Genomic DNA, 16,846 nt, shown 5'->3' on the forward strand with positions numbered 1-16,846 from the left:
GCCTCACCCAAAATGGCCTCCGCCTCTAGCGCGCTATTGGGCAAATTGGGCACGCGCGCGACGCGATTCGCCGAAATAAAAGCTCAGGCGCGATCTCTCTGGTGCCGGGAGTCACCTCCCAAGCCAGCTGCTGCTTTCGTTGCCCGATCTGCGTCCACGCTCGGTGAACATGCCCACAGGCCCAGGGCTATTGTCTTGAGCCATTGGTGCAGTTCATGAACGCCATATGCGCGGCCGTGCCGACCTTGGCGGTCCTCCAAACTTTGCGGCCAGGACGGCTTGGATCGTCACTGATCCGCCCGCCATTGCCGACCGCGCACGTGCAAGAGCGTTGATCTCTCATGCCGCGACATTCCGGCAGGACACCGCCGCTCTGCGCTGGCCCAGAACCCGAAGAACCAAGAATGATCAGCGCTACAGCGCCGACCAAAACAACAATGCGCATGTCAATTTCCCCAAAACCGCAGCTCAGAGTTGCACGAGCTGGGTGACTCGTCCACAGCCATTACAAGAGCAGGTGCTGCACGATCCCGAGAATGGGCTGAGGTGATTGAGAGCGAGCCAGCGGCGAATTGGGCCGTAACGGATCCAACCACCCAAACCCCTCGTTGCGTGCGCTTCAGCTTCCCCGTCAGCCCTGCGCCACAACCAACCGTTCGCTTGCTGCCGAGAAGCGGACATCCCGCGCAGCGGCTTCCCTCCAAGTCGGCTATTTTTGGCCGTTAGATGCCCCTTGCCCCCGGCGCCTCGGTGCGTTCAGCGTCCCCTCGCACTTAGGATAATTCACGCAGCCACGGAATTGTCCGTATTTGCCGCGACGCTCAATAAGCCACCCGTCGGTGCATTCGGGACAGGCTGCGAATGCGGTGCCGCAGCTGCAAATCAGGCGGCTTGGATCAGTCGGGACTTTAATAGGCAGTCCATTTCCACAAACGCTGCAGGATTTGAGAGTCCGGCCGCACAAATTGCGGTGCTCACACGCGAAATACATTCCACCGCTTTTTGCTGGCTCAGCGAGCATGCGACCGCCGCATGACGGGCACCGACGCTCCGCAACAGCGGGCTCGCCGATTTCGGCGGTCTCGTAGTTCGCATTTTCGACGAGCTCGCGGACGAACGATGAGGGATTCTTGCGATCCGCAAGAATGGTCACAGAGAGCCGTGCACGGGTCAGAGCCACATAGAATAGGCGCCGCTCTTCGGCATGCTCGAAGTTCTCAGGTTCCGGCAAGACCAGATCGAGAACTGGGTCATCGACAATTTCTGACGGAAACCCCGTCGCGTCAGCGACTGCCCGCAGGATGACCACGTGATCGGCTTCAAGCCCTTTGGAAGCGTGAACCGTCGTGAAGCGGATCGACATTTGAGAAAAATGATTGATGAGAGCGGGGAGCTCCGGTGGGCGTGCGTGATGATATCGCCCTAGGATCAGAACACTTGCACTGGCCGTGGTCCTGGAAGACAGGCGGTCAAGAGCCGATCTAACCGCGTCGCCTTCCTGACCCCATTTGTAGTAGGCGACCGTGATGGCCGGAGTGGCTGTCGTCGAGGCAGGCAAGACCGCCTTGGTGATTTGCGCAGGGTTGCAGAGCACGAAGCGGCGCGCTGGGTGGGCGATCTTGTCCACGCTGCGGAATGTGCGCCCCAAATCGACGATGCTGTGCACCTCATTGTTCCCTGCGAAGCTGCCGCCGAATTCTGCGCCGAAATTGCGCATCAAATGAATATCTGAGCCGGCGAAGCGGTAGATCGACTGCCAGTCATCGCCGACTGCGAACAGACGCGCATCTTCATGCTGCGCCTTCAATGCGCGGAGCAAACGCGCCCTCCCGTCCGAGATGTCTTGGAACTCATCAACCAAGATATGCCGGTAGGGACTCTTGTAGCGGCCACTCTCAACATAGGCTGTGGCGCGGACGATCATGTCCTCAAAATCAATCATGTCGCCAAGGCGCGCTTCGTAGGCTTTGATCACCGCATCAAAGATCTTTAGGAACGCGCGGCTGCGCGGTACGTCAGCCGATGAGGAGGCTCGCGCTTCGCAGCGGGCAATTGTGGATCCCGAGCTCTTAAAATGCCTTAGAAACGTACCGAGCGTTTGCGTGAAGGCATCAACTTGTCCCATCGGCTCGAGGATTTCGAACACCTGATCAGCTGCTAAGGGCTTAAGCGCGACATGGGGAGCGAGCTTTTCCTTGAGGTTGTCGAGTAGCTTCCCGTCGACTTTCTCGTAACTGAACGTCTCAATGAGCGTCGTCCCGTTCGACGCATGCAGCCGGCGCTTCCACTCCATCTCGGCAAGGTAGCGCGTGCGATCCATGTAAGGCGCAGTCGTCAGTCGCGTCGAGCCGTCAGTTCTGCGCTCTTTACGAACACCAAAATGTTCGATGTAGATGCCGCTCTCCGTAAGGCGAAAGTCAGGCTTATACGGGCCGCGGGCATCGTCCGGCAGCGTGCCCTGATATGAAGGTTCGTATTCGTGCGCGATGCCGTTGAGATAGAGCCAGTTAGCGATTTCCCATTCTTCGACGCTCTTGACGCGATCGCCATTGAGGGTGCGGAGTTGATGGGCGTCTACCCACTGAAAATAGCTGTCCAGCGTCTTGAAGTCCCATTCGCTCTTGTACGGCCAATAGAACTCCGAAAACCAAGCCAGTAGCAGGGTGCCGAGCTTGGCTGTAGGCGCAACTTCATTGAGCAGAATGTCGCGCAGTAGCTCACGAAATTTGACGTCATCGCTGGCATGCGCGGCCAACGACGGCCCCCGGCCTTCAACCTCGCGGATGATCCTATTGCCGAGCGCGTGAAATGTCATAGCGCCGACTTGAACGCCCGTCCGCGCCTTGATCCGTTCCGCCATTTCGGCGGCGGCATCTTTCCCGAAAGCCAGAATCAGGACGTTCTCAGGCGGACGGATGCCGCGTTCGATCAAGTAAGCCGCCTTTGCGACAATGACACTGGTTTTGCCTGACCCCGCGCCCGCGAGGACAAGCGTTGCGTCCTCGTCAGTCACGACGGCCAGACGCTGCTCAGGCGTCAGCGGGTTCTTCTCGATCGTGTCGAAGAAGTCCGTCAGGTTGGCGAGGTCAACATCGATGAAGCGCTGGATTGCAGCACGACGCGCATTCTCCGGTGTCCGCTGGAATACGCGGACCGTATCAATGACCTTCTGCTGATGATCCGAGAGGTAACCGTCAGGGATCTTCGCCGGTAGGGAGCCGCTGATAGCCGATGCGCGCACGAGGAACGGCGCAAGCAGACAGGCGGCGGGGTAGCGGCGCGGACGGTCAAGCCGATTGATGACCTCGAACAGCGAACTCAGTTCACTTTCGACCGCTTCGAATTGCCCTAGGATGTACTCGCGGAAGGCCTTGTTGGCGGTACAAATGAAGTTTGCCGCATCGAGCCTGCTAATGCCTGCAAGCCTTGCGATATGTCCTTTTGAAAGCGCAATTTCGATCGTGCAGAAGCCCAGTTTGCTGGCAATCCTGGCTGGACCGACCCAGTCGCTAAAAGGTGCCTGATGTCGGCCGCCAATGAAGTTTATCCCTGAAGCTGACAGCTCTGCTGCCCATGACGCGTGACCCAAGAGGCGAAGAACAAATCCCGTCCATGAGCTTCTTCGCAGCCGCCGTGGCAGAGTCATCTTCGGGTCTCTCGCTCCGGAACCTTTATGGGAGCCCCCTTGGGGGCATGGCCTTTTTGAATAGCGTGGACGGTTTGAACGGGTGCAGCAATTCTCCAAAGACCAGGCAGATTCAGGGCCTCTAGTCACAGCAGATCGCCCCTGACTGAGCTGCTGGAACATAGGATAAGGCGTCGGGTAGAACGCCGGAATCGGAATTTGTCGCCCGACTCTCAAATGGACCGTCGCCTAAGGCACCTAGGTTGAAGCGCTCAAGCTGGCCTAGGTTGCGCTCACGGGGGCTCCTTCCTAGCCTGACTGGTAATGAGGAGTCGGGGCGGTGAACGATCCGGTCGTTGGTTATAATGCAGGCGGTTCGGCGCTGGCTGACCGTTACGAGCGGCTACGCGCCGAAGAAGTCCACGCCGCGTTTCTCAGCATTCTCCCATCCGGGACAGATCGTCTAGCTCTCGATATCGGCGCAGGTTCAGGCCGCGACGCTGCCTGGCTGCGTCGCAAGGGCTTCGAGGTCGTAGCGGTCGAGCCTGCCAAAGGCATGCGAGAAGCAGGCATGAAGCATCATGCAGACGACGCGATCAGGTGGCTGGACGATCGTCTACCGGCGCTTACTGCAACGCATCGGCTCGGCCTTGCCTTCGACGTCATACTGCTCAGCGGCGTCTTTATGCACGTCCAGCCGGATCAGCGCCCGCGCGCGTTCCGGAAAATCGCTACGCTGCTCAAGCCCGGCGGTCGCCTGCTTATTTCGGTCCGGAACGGCTCCGGCTCTCCTGACCGCCCAATGTGGCCCGTCCCTGCTGGCGAGCTTGAAACCTACGCTCTATCCTGCGGCCTTGCTGTCTTGCAGATCGCTGGCGGTGAGGACCTCCAGGGCCGCGGAGATGTTGAATGGACGACCTACGCCTTCCAGCTACCCGATGACGGCGCCGGAGCTCTCCCTCTTCTCCGAGGCATCATTCTAAATGACGACAAATCCGCGACCTACAAATTAGGCCTCCTGCGCGCCATTGCGCGGATCGCCGACACCGCGCCAGCTCTTGCCGTAGAGCGTCCCGACCAAGATATCGTTGACCTACCACTGGGAGCTGTGGCCCTCAATTGGCTGCGGATGTACCTGCCGCTGGCTGCGGCAGATCTTCCACAGCTCCCGGGCAACCGCGGGGCAGATCGCTTGGGATTCGCCGGGGGCGCGTTCCGACAACTTCTGGGGGATCACGTCTTCGGGCAGGAGTTGCGGATCGGCGCGAGGTTCACCGGCGAGCGCGCAAAGATCGTCGCCCAGGCGCTGGCGGATGCGCGGACGAACATCAGCCGGATGCCCGCAACCTTTACGCGGTATCCTAATTCGGACGCGAAGGTGTTTGATGCGGCTCCGGCGCGAGCGCCGCGCATTCTTCACGAGATCTGTATGGACACAGAGACACTCCGCACCTTCGGATTGATAGGAGTGCCGGGGCCGGTTTGGCGCACCCTCCAACGGTTAGGCGCGTGGGTCGAGCCGATCCTCGTCAGTGAATGGGCGCGCCTCATCCAGAGCTTCGGCGATAGAATGGGCCGCGCAGTCGCGCCGGGCGAGGCTGAAGCGGCTCTTCGATGGCTGGATCCCGCCCGCGACACGGCCCTTGCAAGGGATGTTGCCCGCCGTCTTGTAGCGAATGGCGCTCCGGTTCGGTGCATCTGGACGGGAGCTCAGCTGCACCCGGGCAGCCTCGATATCGATCACTGTTTGCCTTGGACCGCTTGGCCGTGCGGCGATCTCTGGAACCTCCTTCCCGCGAAACCCACAGTTAACCGCCACTCCAAGCGTGACCGGCTTCCGTCAGCCACCGCGCTCGTCAACGCGCGCGAGGGCATCCAATCGTGGTGGCGACAAGCATGGGAATCTGACCGTGCGTTGTCCGCGCGGTTCTGGCGCGAGGCAGACGCCGCCTTTCCGCTCCAGGGCGAACGCGACCTAGATGACGTGTTTGCTGGGCTGGAGTGGCGCCGGCTGCGCCTGCGGCAGGATCAACAGGTCCAGGAGTGGGCCGGAGCATCACTTGCAACCTAAGCGCCAGAAGCGGAAGTTGGATGTTCGCCGGAATCCAAACATTGGCGAATAAGTCCCAATTTCAGACTTGCAGTGACCGCAGCAGCTGGCCGTGGACAGTTTTTATCGCAGCCGACAACTCCCTGCTGCTAGTGAGACTGCCGTAGTCGCCACTGTGCAGGAAACGCCGGATCGCGGTCTGCATGTCCACTATACGACTGAAGTTGGCGCGCCTTATCCGCCACTCGATTTCTTCCAACGGCGCCATTGGATCGATCATAGCGGCAAATGCTGGCAGATAGTGCGCACCTGTGTCCGTTAATGCCATGCGCAGCCACGTTAGGCCGTCCACTATGTCAGCTCCGGCCAGGAAGTAGAGAGGCGTCATAAATGGGTCGAGCCCGCCGAATACGTGAATCGGCTTATCGACTTGGTTCAAGTTCAGTAATGCGCGCAAGCGTGCGATAAAGGTCAATCGTTCGAAAAACGTGAGGCCGGCCTCCTTCTCCGTCACTCCAACAATGTCGAAGTGCCTCAACATTGCGGCGCTTTCTGCGATCGATTCGATAGTCAGCCTCTCGCCGTTCCTCGGCTTTAGGAGGAACGCGCTTCCAAATTTCGGACTTCTAGAGGAAAGGGCTGCGACGATCTGGTCGCCAATGGCCAAATCCGTGCGGTCATAGCTGACCGCAACGACCGGGACCGTAACGTCGATCGCTGCTAATGTCTCGGCATGGAGGTCGGGCGACCATGGAAACGACGCGTGATCTGCGTTGCCGCCCCGAAGCTTCCCCTCCTCGTCGACGAGCGTCTCGTAACCGCCACTATCTACGATAATCAGCTGAACTTTGAAGCGCTGCGGATCGACCCGATAATAGCGGATGTCGTAGGCGCTGATCAGCACGGAACCCGCGATGAATTCAGCGGTGTTGTCGAGCGTTGACGCGACCGAGGTCCTTGCCAGCGCTTTGCTGGAATAAGAGGGCACGATTAGGGGCCCGGAAGTTGCGACTGCGCCGCCTCCGACGCGTATCGGAGTGGGCAAGCGCGCAGTCGGCGAGTCCATCGAGACATCCGCAGCCGAGTACAATCAGGGAAACCGACCCGAGAACTTGAGCCGTGATGAGAATAATGCAGCAGGATCATTCGATTGAATAGTGGCGCCGTCACGCGCGAAGATTGCTCGGAGGATCGCCGTTCTCCCTTCCTGGACTATCGGAGATCCGGCGCTCACTGATGCCGCCGAAACGTCGTCCAAGAAACAAGCGTACTCTATGCGCTTTCGTGCATAAGTCGCTGCAGCGCTAAAAGCACTTCGCGCAGTGAGGGCGATGCTTGCGCCATTGCCATTAATTCCGAAAAGTCGTCCGCCTGGCTTGCCCTGCCGGCGCCGAGATGCCCGTCCAATTTATGTTGATACTTGAGGACCTTGGCGATTTTCGCGTTTTTGAGGCGCGAAACCGTCGATTGATTGACGCCGAGCACCGCTGCGACCTCTGCATCGGTCATTCCGCTTTGCCTGATCGTCGCGGAAAGGCGAGCCTGCGCCAAAGACATCTGCATTGCATGTTTATGCATAAAATTGCATAGTGGCGCAAGGAGACCCTTGCATGCAGTCAGTATGGGCAGGATACGGCGACGGAGCCCGCTTGATCGCGCTACCGGATAGCCACGAGGAAGTGGTGAGGGGCGTTCGATGGGGTGCGCCGGACCATCTCGGTACCCCAGCATATTGGGCGGTTCGATGTTGCTGGAACGAGGAAGCCACGCCGAGCTTCGCCTGCGGAGCAAGCTCCCTAGTCGAAGAAGTCGGATTCTGCCTGCTTGGGGGTTACAGCGTGACGTTCGAGGCCAACATTGCGGCTTTCGATTGGCTCAGGGAGCATGGGGTATTCGAGCTAGGCAGAGACATTCCGGCAAGTCGCATCCTCGATCTGCTGTCACAGCCTCTGGACGTGCAGGGGCGAGCTCGCCGCTATCGCTTTCCAAACCAGCGTGCGAGACGCATCGATGCGATGCGCCGACGAATGGTGGACTCGCCTCCGAACCAAACGTCGCCGCGTGCTTTGAGGGATGGCCTGATGTCGTTTGAGGGTATTGGCCCGAAGACGGCGTCATGGATCGTGCGTAATCACCTTGACAGCGACGACGTCGCCATCATCGACGTGCATGTGCTGCGTGCGTGCCGGCAGATGAGCCTCTTTCCCAACGAGATATCGCTTCCACGCGACTATGAAGCCCTAGAAGAACGGTTTCTGGATTTCGCGAAGGCGATTAAGGTGCGATCATCCCTGTTGGATGCCGTGATGTGGGCCGAGACTAGAGCCGGCGCATTGGGGTGAACGGGTATGTCGTCGGACCATGGAGGCACTTGAATGGGTGGGTCGGACACGAAGCCGCCGAAGAAGGCCACTGGTGCCACGCTTGGGTCCGGCTCAGGGCAGGACTGCCCGGCAAGACTGACGACTATCGTCTCCGGCCCCGCAGAAGGGATCACTAGGGGAGCTTGGCTTCGGGTTCGCGCCGACCGAAGCGGCGGGCAACCGCGCGTCGTCCTTATCGACGAGGTCACTGGCGCCACGGTGGGTTCGCTGGCGGGCGTGCCGAACCTCGCGGTCCTGATACGTTGCCTTGAGGATGACGTGCCGTATCGCGCCATCGTCGATCATGTTGACGGTGGTCGGATCGACGTCACCATACTCCGAGAGTAGCGCATTGCTCATCGCCGGGGGAGTCTATGCGGAGAACTGCTTAACACCGTCGCGCGTCGCGCTGCTCGGATCCGGGGGGCGGGCGGCTTTGGCCTTGGTGGGACTTCGCCACGACATCGAGTTGCACACATTTCATCCTGCATCGCTCGACCGAGACGTGGCGCTCAACTTTGCTCCGATGGGCGTAAGAGTGACGGTGCACGCGACACCGTGCCGTTATACTTTCGATTATCTGCACCCCATGGCTCGACCGAGAATCGTCCCATTGCCGTGCCCAAACGCCATGACGGTCGCAATCGAAGCGACCGAGGTGCTGAGGTTTGGGTGCCTCGAAGGCGAATTCCGCGTTACCGCAAAGCGGGCGGTATATGATCCCCAGTCCGGCGCAAGCCCAGCAGCTTTCGGCGAGAACGGTTCAACGGCGGATAGGCTCGCCCTTGTCCTCAATGCAACCGAGATCCGTCGTCTGAGCGGAGAGGACGACATCGCCTCCGCAGTGGCGAGCATGAGGCGCCGCGACCACGCGACCGCGATAGTCGTCAAGGACGGTCCCTGCGGAGCGTATGTCTTCGAGGAAGATAAATCGCCTCGTCACGTCCCGGCCTACCCAACGCGCTCCGTCTACAAGATCGGATCGGGAGACGTCTTCTCGGCCACCTTCGCTCACGCTTGGTTGCCCGGCGAAGCGTCGGCGGCGGCCGCCGCAGATCTGGCTTCCCGCCGCACAGCCGACTATGTCGAGACGCCTGCCTTCCCGCTCCCCGCCGTATCATCTCACAGGATCCCGGCCTCGGAAGGCGGGAATCGGCGCAAGGTTCTCCTAATGTCGGCGCAAACCACAACATCCGGTCGATGGCTCCAAGAAGAGGCCGCGAGAGGGTTGGAAGACCTTGGGGCAGTCATCATCCGCCACGAGGACCTACGCCGAAGGCGATCACAGCCGTCGACCGCAAGCGACTTTGACGTGGTCTTGATCCTGCTCGGAGACACGGACGCAGCGATTGCAGAGACTAGCGCCGCGCTGATGCACGGCAAGCCCGTAATTGCATTCGTCGACGATCCGGCGATCCTGGACGACGTCAGTGCGCTAGGAGCTATCGCAGAACATGATTTGTGTTCGGCTCTCTACCGAACTCAGTGGATCTCGACATGAGGGCGTTACTTTTCACCGGCGGACTGGACTCGACGGCCTTGGCTTGGATGCTCCGGCCGGAGAAACTCATTTTCTTTGACTACGGGCAGCGACCCGCCAGGGGCGAGGAGCGGGCCGCCCGAGCGGTAGCCGCCGCGATCGGGCTCGTCTTGGATGTCCCGCGAGTCGACATGTCCGCGTTCGGCCACGGCACAATGTCGAGATCTGGAACGGCGTTGGCTTCGGCTACGAAGTCACCCGAGTTCTGGCCTTACCGCAATCAGATGCTGATTACCTTGGCGGCGATGGCCTACGCCGCTGATCCGCTGAAGGAAATCCTGGTGGGTACTGTGGTGGGGGACGACGCCCACCCGGATGGACGCGCGGAGTTCGTCTCGGCCATCGATTGTTTGGTCAGGCAGCAATCCGAGGTACGCGTCGTCGCGCCGGCAATCGAAATGACGACCCTCCAACTCGTCAAGAATGCGGCCGTCCCCAAATCTGTGTTAGGATGGACGTTTTCGTGCCATACGGGCGAATGGGCCTGCGGGTCTTGCCGAGGTTGCAACAAGCACCGTCAGGTGATCGAGTGCCTTGAGGCGGAAGCCGGAGCCTGAACGCGCGTCATCCAATTGCGCCTGCGTCGCGGCGCGGACAGCTCCGAAACGGCGATCGACTACGACGGTAGCATTGGTGAGGAGATGGGCGACGTGCGTGTATCAAGTGATCTTGATCCGGAAGCATCGAGTTCCGCAGGCGTGCTGAAGGACCCTCTGCAGCCCGCGGACAAGGGTTTGGACCATGCGTGGCGCTATTTCGTCCTGCATGCACAGCAGCGCATATCCGTTTTCAACTTCTTCATCGTCCTTTCCGGCATCCTGTCGACGGGTATCGGCGCTGGCTTCCAGGCTGGAAAGCCCATGGCGCCGGTGGTCGCGATCCTGGGAGCTCTGCTTACGCTTTTCTCAGTCGTATTTTACCGGCTGGACGCGCGGGGATCAGAGCTCGTGAAGCTCGCCGAAGTCGCACTGGTGGCGGGCGAGAACACATGCATGCCTGCATTCGCGCGGATCGTTGCAGGGGAAGGAGAGCGCCGCGCCTCGGGTCCCCCTTCGCCGCAAACCTGGACATTCGGTCAATCTTTTCGGCTCATCTTCTGGGTGATGGGCATTGCAGGGGCCGCTGCGAGCTTAGTCTCCATCTACCGACGGGCGATGTAACGCGCTGCCGATTTCTCAGCGGCATCGAATGGGCCAAAAACGGTCGTTGAGCCCTCGTCTGAAAGCATACTTCCCAAAATCGCCATATCGCCAGATAGGCCTCAGCGTCAGCGAGCGCTGCAAGTTACCTGAACGTTTGTGTTTCCCGCTTCGGCAGCCAAGTCTGGAGGCGAAAGCCTGGTGGCGTCGCCAACAGTTTCAATGGTGATGCCATTGCTCTGGAGCCCTCTCGCCTGCGGCAAAGAACAGCTTATGGATGCCTATCGCCTCGGCAGTGGAGCAGCTAAAATGCCGGTAGTCGTAGATTCTGCTGCCTTGAGAAACGGCTTGCCATGGTGCAATCCCATATAATCAGTAATGACGATGAAGAGACGGCGAAGCTCCTCGCACCCTACATTCAGTCTGGCAATCTGAACTTTCTCATTGGGTCAGGCGCCTCGCTGCCGGCGATCAAAACTGCCGGCAATATCGAAAAGACCCTGGACGATCTGATTAAGGATGGGAAGAAGGCGGAAGCCGACCGAGAAATGGTCGATTTTATCGAGGCGATCGGTAAGACGTACAAGCAACTCGTAAGCGACGCCGCATACCCAGCCGATCTCGACGAGACATTCAACAATTATAGCCGCTTTATATCGATTATCGATCAGATGCTGTTTTTCCGTAAGAACGAGATCTTGCCCAGGCAGGCGACGATTTATTCGACAAACTACGACATGTTTATCGAATTTTCTGCCAGTAATTTACCGAGCATAATCATCAATGACGGTTTCGATCGATCATCGGGGCGGTCGGACAGTTTCGCATTCGTCCCAGAGAAATACTTCGATCGAACGTACAGGGCGAGTTCGCTCTATGCTCGCCGGGTTGAGATCCCAACCATCAATCTCATCAAGCCTCACGGATCCCTGAACTGGGCTAGGAAGGGGTCGAGCCTCGTTTACAATGCAAGCGCTGTTCCACCGCTGACGGCAGCCGAGAAGGCCAACCCAGCGAAGGTTGCTGATTATCTCAGCAAGCACTTCCTGATCATGCCGCACTTCGGCAAGTTCCATGAGACCCTTATGGATCGGGTCTATTACGACCTGCTCCGGCTCTTCTCGAAGTCGATGGAGCAGGAAAATGCCGTCCTGATGACATTCGGATTCTCGTTCAGTGACGAGCACATCCTGGACATTACGCGGAGGACTCTCAGGAACCCGACCTCTCAGCTGATCATTTTCGCTTATAGCCACGAGGACATTGCTTCGTACCAAGCCAAATTTACGAAGCATCGGAACGTCAGTGTGATCGGACCGCCTGCCGGCACCAACATCAACTTCCTTAAGCTGAACGACATCCTTTCTGCGGTTCTGCCGGAGATCAAAAATGGCTGACCGGCCCGACCGACTGCAGAAGGAGGCGGTGCTCCGGGTCGGTGAAGTTTCGGCTGTGACGGGGCGAAAGGTCTTTATCTCCGTCGACCGCGACAAAAACTTGTCCGAGCTATTTTTCGACGGCGATGTGATCAGGAACATCGGCGTCGGAAGCTACGTCGACATTCGAAAAGGATTTCTCAGCCTCATTGGCAAGGTCGAGGGTGAGAACGCCCAGACGGACGATAAGCGCCCGAGTCAGCTGGCCTATATGAACGGCCGCCGGTTCCTATCCGTTTCGCTGGTGGGTTTCCTGGACCGCAAGGGCGAGTTTTTCGGCGGGACTAAGGAGCTCCCGCTCGTCGGCAACGAGGCTTTCCTTCTCACCAAGGAGAAGGTCCATCAAATCCACAATCTCCTTCGGAATGGCGGGATCGCGCTGGAAATCGCGCGATCGGAGTACGAGGGGTACGACATCTCTCTCCCGGTCGACGGGCTGATGAACAGCCATATTGCGATCTTCGGAAATACAGGCAGCGGGAAGTCAAACACCCTGGCGATGATCTATCAGGAGTTCATCGCAAAAATGCGAGCTCGCAACGCGCAGGCGTTCGAGGCGAACTGCCGTGTCGTTCTGTTTGACTTCAACAATGAGTACATCCGGGACAACTGCCTGACGCAGCACAAGCGGGTCTTCCGTCTGAGCACCAGGAACGATGATGGCGACAAGATCCCCCTTGGATCCGGGGGCTTCAACGATATCGAGATCGTCAGCATTCTCGCCGATGCAACGGAAAAGACCCAGAAGCCCTTTCTAAAACGGGCTCTCAAGCTTCAGCAGCTCGTGAATGAAGCGGCCGCTCCCGCCCAGTACCTCGGGGGCATAGTACGTCGACAAATAACTCAGATTTTGCAGATGTCGGACAAGCTCCGGGCGGACTTGCTGCTCGACTACCTCAGGCAGGTCCTGCCCGAGACCAGTGCGGCTGGTGAGGCAATCGAGCTGGCGGAGGACATCGAGTGGCACAACATCCAGTCGGAGTATCGACTTCGCGGAACCCAGGTCTATCTGCGATCGACACCCGACCGGATCACCGATACCATCGTCTATAAGACGGTGGAATTGCTTGAACTCGCCGACGACGACATCAAAAACCTGATCATGCTGTGCTACGTGCAGCTGATCTCTGACGTCCTAGCGAACCGCGCCCAAAACGAGCACATCGCGCCTGCGATCAATAAGCTCAAGAGCAAGCAAGGCGACATTCGAAAGATCTTCGATCCCACCCCTGCCGCCAATCTCTTCGCGTCCAACGTGCTCGTATTCGCGCTTAGCGACATCAATCTGGAGATGAAGAAGACGGTTCCTCTCCTCGTCGCCAAAAAAATCTACGAGGACCATAAGCGGATCGGCGGGTTGAGATCGCTGAACATCGTGATCGATGAGGCGCACAATATTCTATCGCGCGAATCCTTCCGGGAATCGGAGAGTTGGAAAGATTACCGCCTTGAGACGTTCGAGGAGATCATCAAGGAAGGGCGGAAATTTGGTGTATTTGTCACGATTTCAAGCCAAAGACCCAACGATATCTCCCATACTATAACGTCCCAAGCCCATAACTATTTCATTCATCGACTGATAAATCAGAAGGACCTCCAGTCTATCGCGAGCGCGGTGTCCTATATCGATAAGCTGACGGAGGAATCGATTCCGACCCTGCCAACTGGCACCTGCATCTTCAGCGGCATGGCTGGGCAGATGCCGCTGAAGCTAGCCGTGAAGCCGCTCGATGATCATTTGCGCCCCAAAAGTGAGACGGCGGAGTTCGTCAACCTGGTCCCAGCGGTCGGCTAAACCAACGCGACAGCGCGAACTGGTAAACCACACAGCCCTGCCGACGAGGGAGAAAATCTAGAAAATCGGCCAGCTCTCCTATTGTAGCTACACTGCCAGCTGACTCACCGAAAAGCAGACCTTTCGATGGTCGGGGATAGGCCAGATTTGCGACAAAAACTTGGCCACTGCGGTTGTCGCGCAGAACCGCAGTGGCGCGGGGCCGAGCCGAGAATCGGGCGTTTGAGACGCCCAAATCTCTGGGCTGGCGCGAAACGCAGAGCGGCGCGACGCCCTCAAGGCCCCGAAGTACCGGCGATTTCCGACGGTTCTGCGCTGAGTGCTGAAGCTGGAAGACTTGCTGGCGGACAGGGCGGGATTCGAACCCGCGATACGGTTTCCCGTATACACACTTTCCAGGCGTGCGCCTTCAACCACTCGGCCACCTGTCCGGCGCGCTGCTTATGGCCTCGGCGCGCGCGTCTTTCAAGGCCTGCGAGCCCTTGGATCGTCCGAAATCGATCCGGTGGCCAAATTCGCAAGGAACTCGCCGCCGCCGGCTGAGGCCAAGCGCCGCGGCCGCTCCGCTTGCGCGGGCTCTCCTTAGCCGTTGCAATGCGCCGGGGCAGGGGACACATCCAGGCCGGAGCGGGAGCGAATCTGCGCCCGCCGGTCGCCGATGTCGCGGCGGATGGGGAACGAAGAGTGCGGTTTCTGGTCAGGGTCCTGGGCTATCTGTGCGTTGCGGGCGGATTCATCGCGCTGCTGACCGACGGCGCCCGTGCGATCGCCAATTCACTGTGGCGTTTCACGCCGCTGGGCGAGGTTCTCGCGATGGTCGCCGGCGGGCGCCTGCCGGCCCTCCAGCCGATGGTCGAGCGCAATCTCCATCCGCTGCTCTGGGACCCGGTGCTGGTCAATCTCCTGCTCGCGCCGGCGGCGCTGGTCGGGCTGCTGCTCGGCTTCCTGCTGCTCTGGCTGGGCGCCGAGCCGCGGCCAGAGATCGGCATCGTCACGCGACGGTGAAGCGGCCGCGGCGGCCCCGAGACTGGGCGCGGCGCCTCGCGATCCCTATATTGGCGGCTGACCGAGATGGAGCCCGCCATGTTTTCCCTGCGCAAGAAGACCGAGATGCCCGCCGCCGGCCAGGCCCTGCCGGGACGCACCCAGGCCCTGCCGACCGCCGAGCGCCATTTCGTCAGTGGCCAGGCGCTGAAAGGACCATACCCGGAGGGTATCCAGCTCGCATTGTTCGGGCTCGGCTGCTTCTGGGGCGCGGAGCGCAAATTCTGGCAGGCCGGCGAAGGCGTCTATGTCACCGCGGTCGGCTATGCCGGCGGCGAAACGCCGAACCCGACCTATGAGGAGGTCTGCTCCGGGCTGACCGGCCATAACGAGGTCGTGCTCGTCGCCTTCGATCCGCAGAAGCTCTCTTACGAGGAACTGCTCAAGATCTTCTGGGAAAGCCATGATCCGACCCAGGGCATGCGCCAGGGCAACGATATCGGCACGCAATACCGCTCCGGCATCTATGTCTTCGACGAGGCGCAGCGCGCCGCCGCCGAGCGCTCGCGCGAGGACTACGGCCGCGCTTTGGCCGCGCGCGGCTATGGCCCGATCACGACCGAGATCCGCCAGGCTCCGAGCTTCTATTTCGCCGAGGACTATCACCAGCAATATCTGGCCAAGAACCCGGCCGGCTATTGCGGCCTCGGCGGCACGGGCGTGGCCTGCCAGATCGGCACCGGCGTTGCCGCCTGACCCTGCGGGCGGCGAACGCTGCCACGATTAGGACACAATCTTGCGCGGCGGCGCCGACAAACGCATGGGATTTGCCGATTCCGCGCTTGATTGCCGGCTGAAACCTGCCGAGACTTCCCGCTTCAACGGGAGGTCTCCATGCAGTTCACCATGAGCCGCCGCGCCGCGGCCTTCGCGCTCGGCCTCGGCGCCGCTGCGCTCGCCGGCGCCGCCATCGCCCAGGCGCCGGCCTTCTTCCGCATCGGCACCGGCGGCACCGCCGGCACCTATTACCCGATCGGCGGCCTGATCGCGAACGCGATCTCGACGCCGCCGCAGCTGGTCTCGACCGCGGTCGCCAGCAACGGCTCGGTCGCCAATGTCAACGCGATCGTCGGCGGCGCCGCCGAATCCGGCTTCGTCCAGGCCGACGTCGCCTATTGGGCCTATTCCGGCACCGGCGTCTACGAGGGCAAGCCGAAGGTCGCCGATCTGCGTTCCATCGCCAATCTCTATCCGGAATCGGTGCATCTCGTCGTCCGCAAGGCGGCCAATGTGAAGAGCGTCGCCGATCTCAAGGGCAAGAAGGTCTCGCTGGACGAGCCGGGCTCGGGCACGCTGCTCAACGCCAAGGCGATCCTCGCCGCCTTCGGCGTCACCGAGAAGGACATCAGCGCCGAATACCTCAAGCCGAACCAGGCGGCCGAGAAGATGAAGGACGGCTCGGTCGACGCCTTCTTCTTCACCGGCGGCTATCCGGCGGCGGCGATCTCGGAGCTGGCCTCGACCGGCTCGGGCATCGACATCCTGCCGATCACCGGCGCGCAGGCCGAGAAGCTCGCCAAGGACTCGCCCTTCTTCGCCGCCGACGAGATCCCGGCCGGCACCTACAAGGATGTCGGCGCGGTCAAGACCGTCGCGGTCGGCGCCCATTGGGTGACCTCGGCCAAGATCTCGCCGGACACCGTCTATGCGGTGACCAAGGCGCTGTGGAGCGACAAGACCCGCGCCGCGCTCGATGCCGGCCATGCCAAGGGCAAGGTGATCCGCAAGGAAACCGCGCTGCAGGGCCTGCAGGGCGTGCCGCTGCATCCCGGCGCCGAGAAGTTCTACAAGGAAGCCGGCCTGCTGAAGTGACGGCGTAGCCGTCCCCACGCGGAAGCCTTTTCGACCACCCGG

Annotated in this window: 13 protein-coding genes and 1 tRNA gene; 10 read left to right on the forward strand and 4 right to left on the reverse strand. The window is 60.2% G+C overall.

All coding sequences use genetic code 11. The annotated features are described in order from the left end of the window. Positions 1-709 precede the first annotated feature (709 nt). On the reverse strand, positions 710-3,646 hold the full coding sequence (locus tag AC5I5B_RS21365) for a UvrD-helicase domain-containing protein (RefSeq protein WP_495752806.1): 2,937 nt from the start codon (positions 3,644-3,646) through the stop codon (positions 710-712). Positions 3,647-3,965: 319 nt separating this feature from the next. Between AC5I5B_RS21365 and AC5I5B_RS21370 the strand changes: the two genes are divergently transcribed. Then, positions 3,966-5,696, forward strand: coding sequence for a class I SAM-dependent methyltransferase (locus tag AC5I5B_RS21370; protein ID WP_495752807.1), 1,731 nt, complete (start codon positions 3,966-3,968; stop codon positions 5,694-5,696). 61 nt (positions 5,697-5,757) lie between these two features. Here the strand turns inward: AC5I5B_RS21370 and AC5I5B_RS21375 are convergent, their stop codons facing one another. After that, positions 5,758-6,663, reverse strand: coding sequence for a hypothetical protein (locus AC5I5B_RS21375; protein WP_495752808.1), 906 nt, complete (start codon positions 6,661-6,663; stop codon positions 5,758-5,760). Positions 6,664-6,947: 284 nt separating this feature from the next. Further along, positions 6,948-7,184 (reverse strand): hypothetical protein, encoded by a 237-nt coding sequence (locus AC5I5B_RS21380; protein ID WP_495752809.1) that lies wholly within the window; start codon positions 7,182-7,184, stop codon positions 6,948-6,950. Between the two features lie 101 nt (positions 7,185-7,285). Here AC5I5B_RS21380 and AC5I5B_RS21385 point away from each other — a divergent pair, with 101 nt between their 5' ends. From AC5I5B_RS21385 to AC5I5B_RS21410, 6 genes are all read left to right on the forward strand, one after another. Beyond that, complete coding sequence (locus tag AC5I5B_RS21385; protein ID WP_495752810.1) at positions 7,286-8,017, forward strand: 8-oxoguanine DNA glycosylase; 732 nt, start codon at positions 7,286-7,288, stop codon at positions 8,015-8,017. A 652-nt stretch (positions 8,018-8,669) separates the two neighbouring features. Then, the gene (locus AC5I5B_RS21390) at positions 8,670-9,539 is read left to right on the forward strand and encodes a PfkB family carbohydrate kinase (protein ID WP_495752811.1); all 870 of its coding nucleotides are present in this window, start codon (positions 8,670-8,672) and stop codon (positions 9,537-9,539) included. Next, complete coding sequence (locus tag AC5I5B_RS21395) at positions 9,536-10,135, forward strand: 7-cyano-7-deazaguanine synthase (protein ID WP_495752812.1); 600 nt, start codon at positions 9,536-9,538, stop codon at positions 10,133-10,135. Before AC5I5B_RS21390 ends, AC5I5B_RS21395 begins: the two co-directional genes overlap by 4 nt. Before the next feature lie 15 nt (positions 10,136-10,150). Next, a complete protein-coding gene (locus AC5I5B_RS21400; RefSeq protein WP_495752813.1) occupies positions 10,151-10,738 on the forward strand; it encodes a hypothetical protein in 588 nt (195 codons plus the stop codon). A 332-nt stretch (positions 10,739-11,070) separates the two neighbouring features. Beyond that, on the forward strand, positions 11,071-12,114 hold the full coding sequence (locus tag AC5I5B_RS21405; protein WP_495752814.1) for an SIR2 family protein: 1,044 nt from the start codon (positions 11,071-11,073) through the stop codon (positions 12,112-12,114). Beyond that, positions 12,107-13,948, forward strand: coding sequence for an ATP-binding protein (locus AC5I5B_RS21410; protein ID WP_495752815.1), 1,842 nt, complete (start codon positions 12,107-12,109; stop codon positions 13,946-13,948). Before AC5I5B_RS21405 ends, AC5I5B_RS21410 begins: the two co-directional genes overlap by 8 nt. A 341-nt stretch (positions 13,949-14,289) precedes the next feature. Here the strand turns inward: AC5I5B_RS21410 and AC5I5B_RS21415 are convergent. Beyond that, positions 14,290-14,379, reverse strand: a tRNA-Ser gene (locus AC5I5B_RS21415). A 253-nt stretch (positions 14,380-14,632) separates the two neighbouring features. On the opposite strand from AC5I5B_RS21415, the gene AC5I5B_RS21420 reads away from it, so the two are divergent. The 3 genes from AC5I5B_RS21420 (at position 14,633) to AC5I5B_RS21430 (ending at position 16,804) form a co-directional block, all read left to right on the forward strand. Continuing rightward, positions 14,633-14,953 carry a hypothetical protein gene (locus AC5I5B_RS21420; RefSeq protein WP_495752816.1) on the forward strand — a complete coding sequence of 107 codons (321 nt, stop codon included), beginning with the start codon at positions 14,633-14,635 and terminating at the stop codon, positions 14,951-14,953. Positions 14,954-15,031: 78 nt separating this feature from the next. Then, a complete protein-coding gene (msrA, locus tag AC5I5B_RS21425; protein WP_495752817.1) occupies positions 15,032-15,688 on the forward strand; it encodes a peptide-methionine (S)-S-oxide reductase MsrA in 657 nt (218 codons plus the stop codon). A 138-nt stretch (positions 15,689-15,826) separates the two neighbouring features. Further along, a complete protein-coding gene (locus AC5I5B_RS21430; RefSeq protein ID WP_495752818.1) occupies positions 15,827-16,804 on the forward strand; it encodes a TAXI family TRAP transporter solute-binding subunit in 978 nt (325 codons plus the stop codon). Positions 16,805-16,846: the final 42 nt, after the last annotated feature.

It is taken from the genome of Agrobacterium sp. (assembly GCF_059499945.1).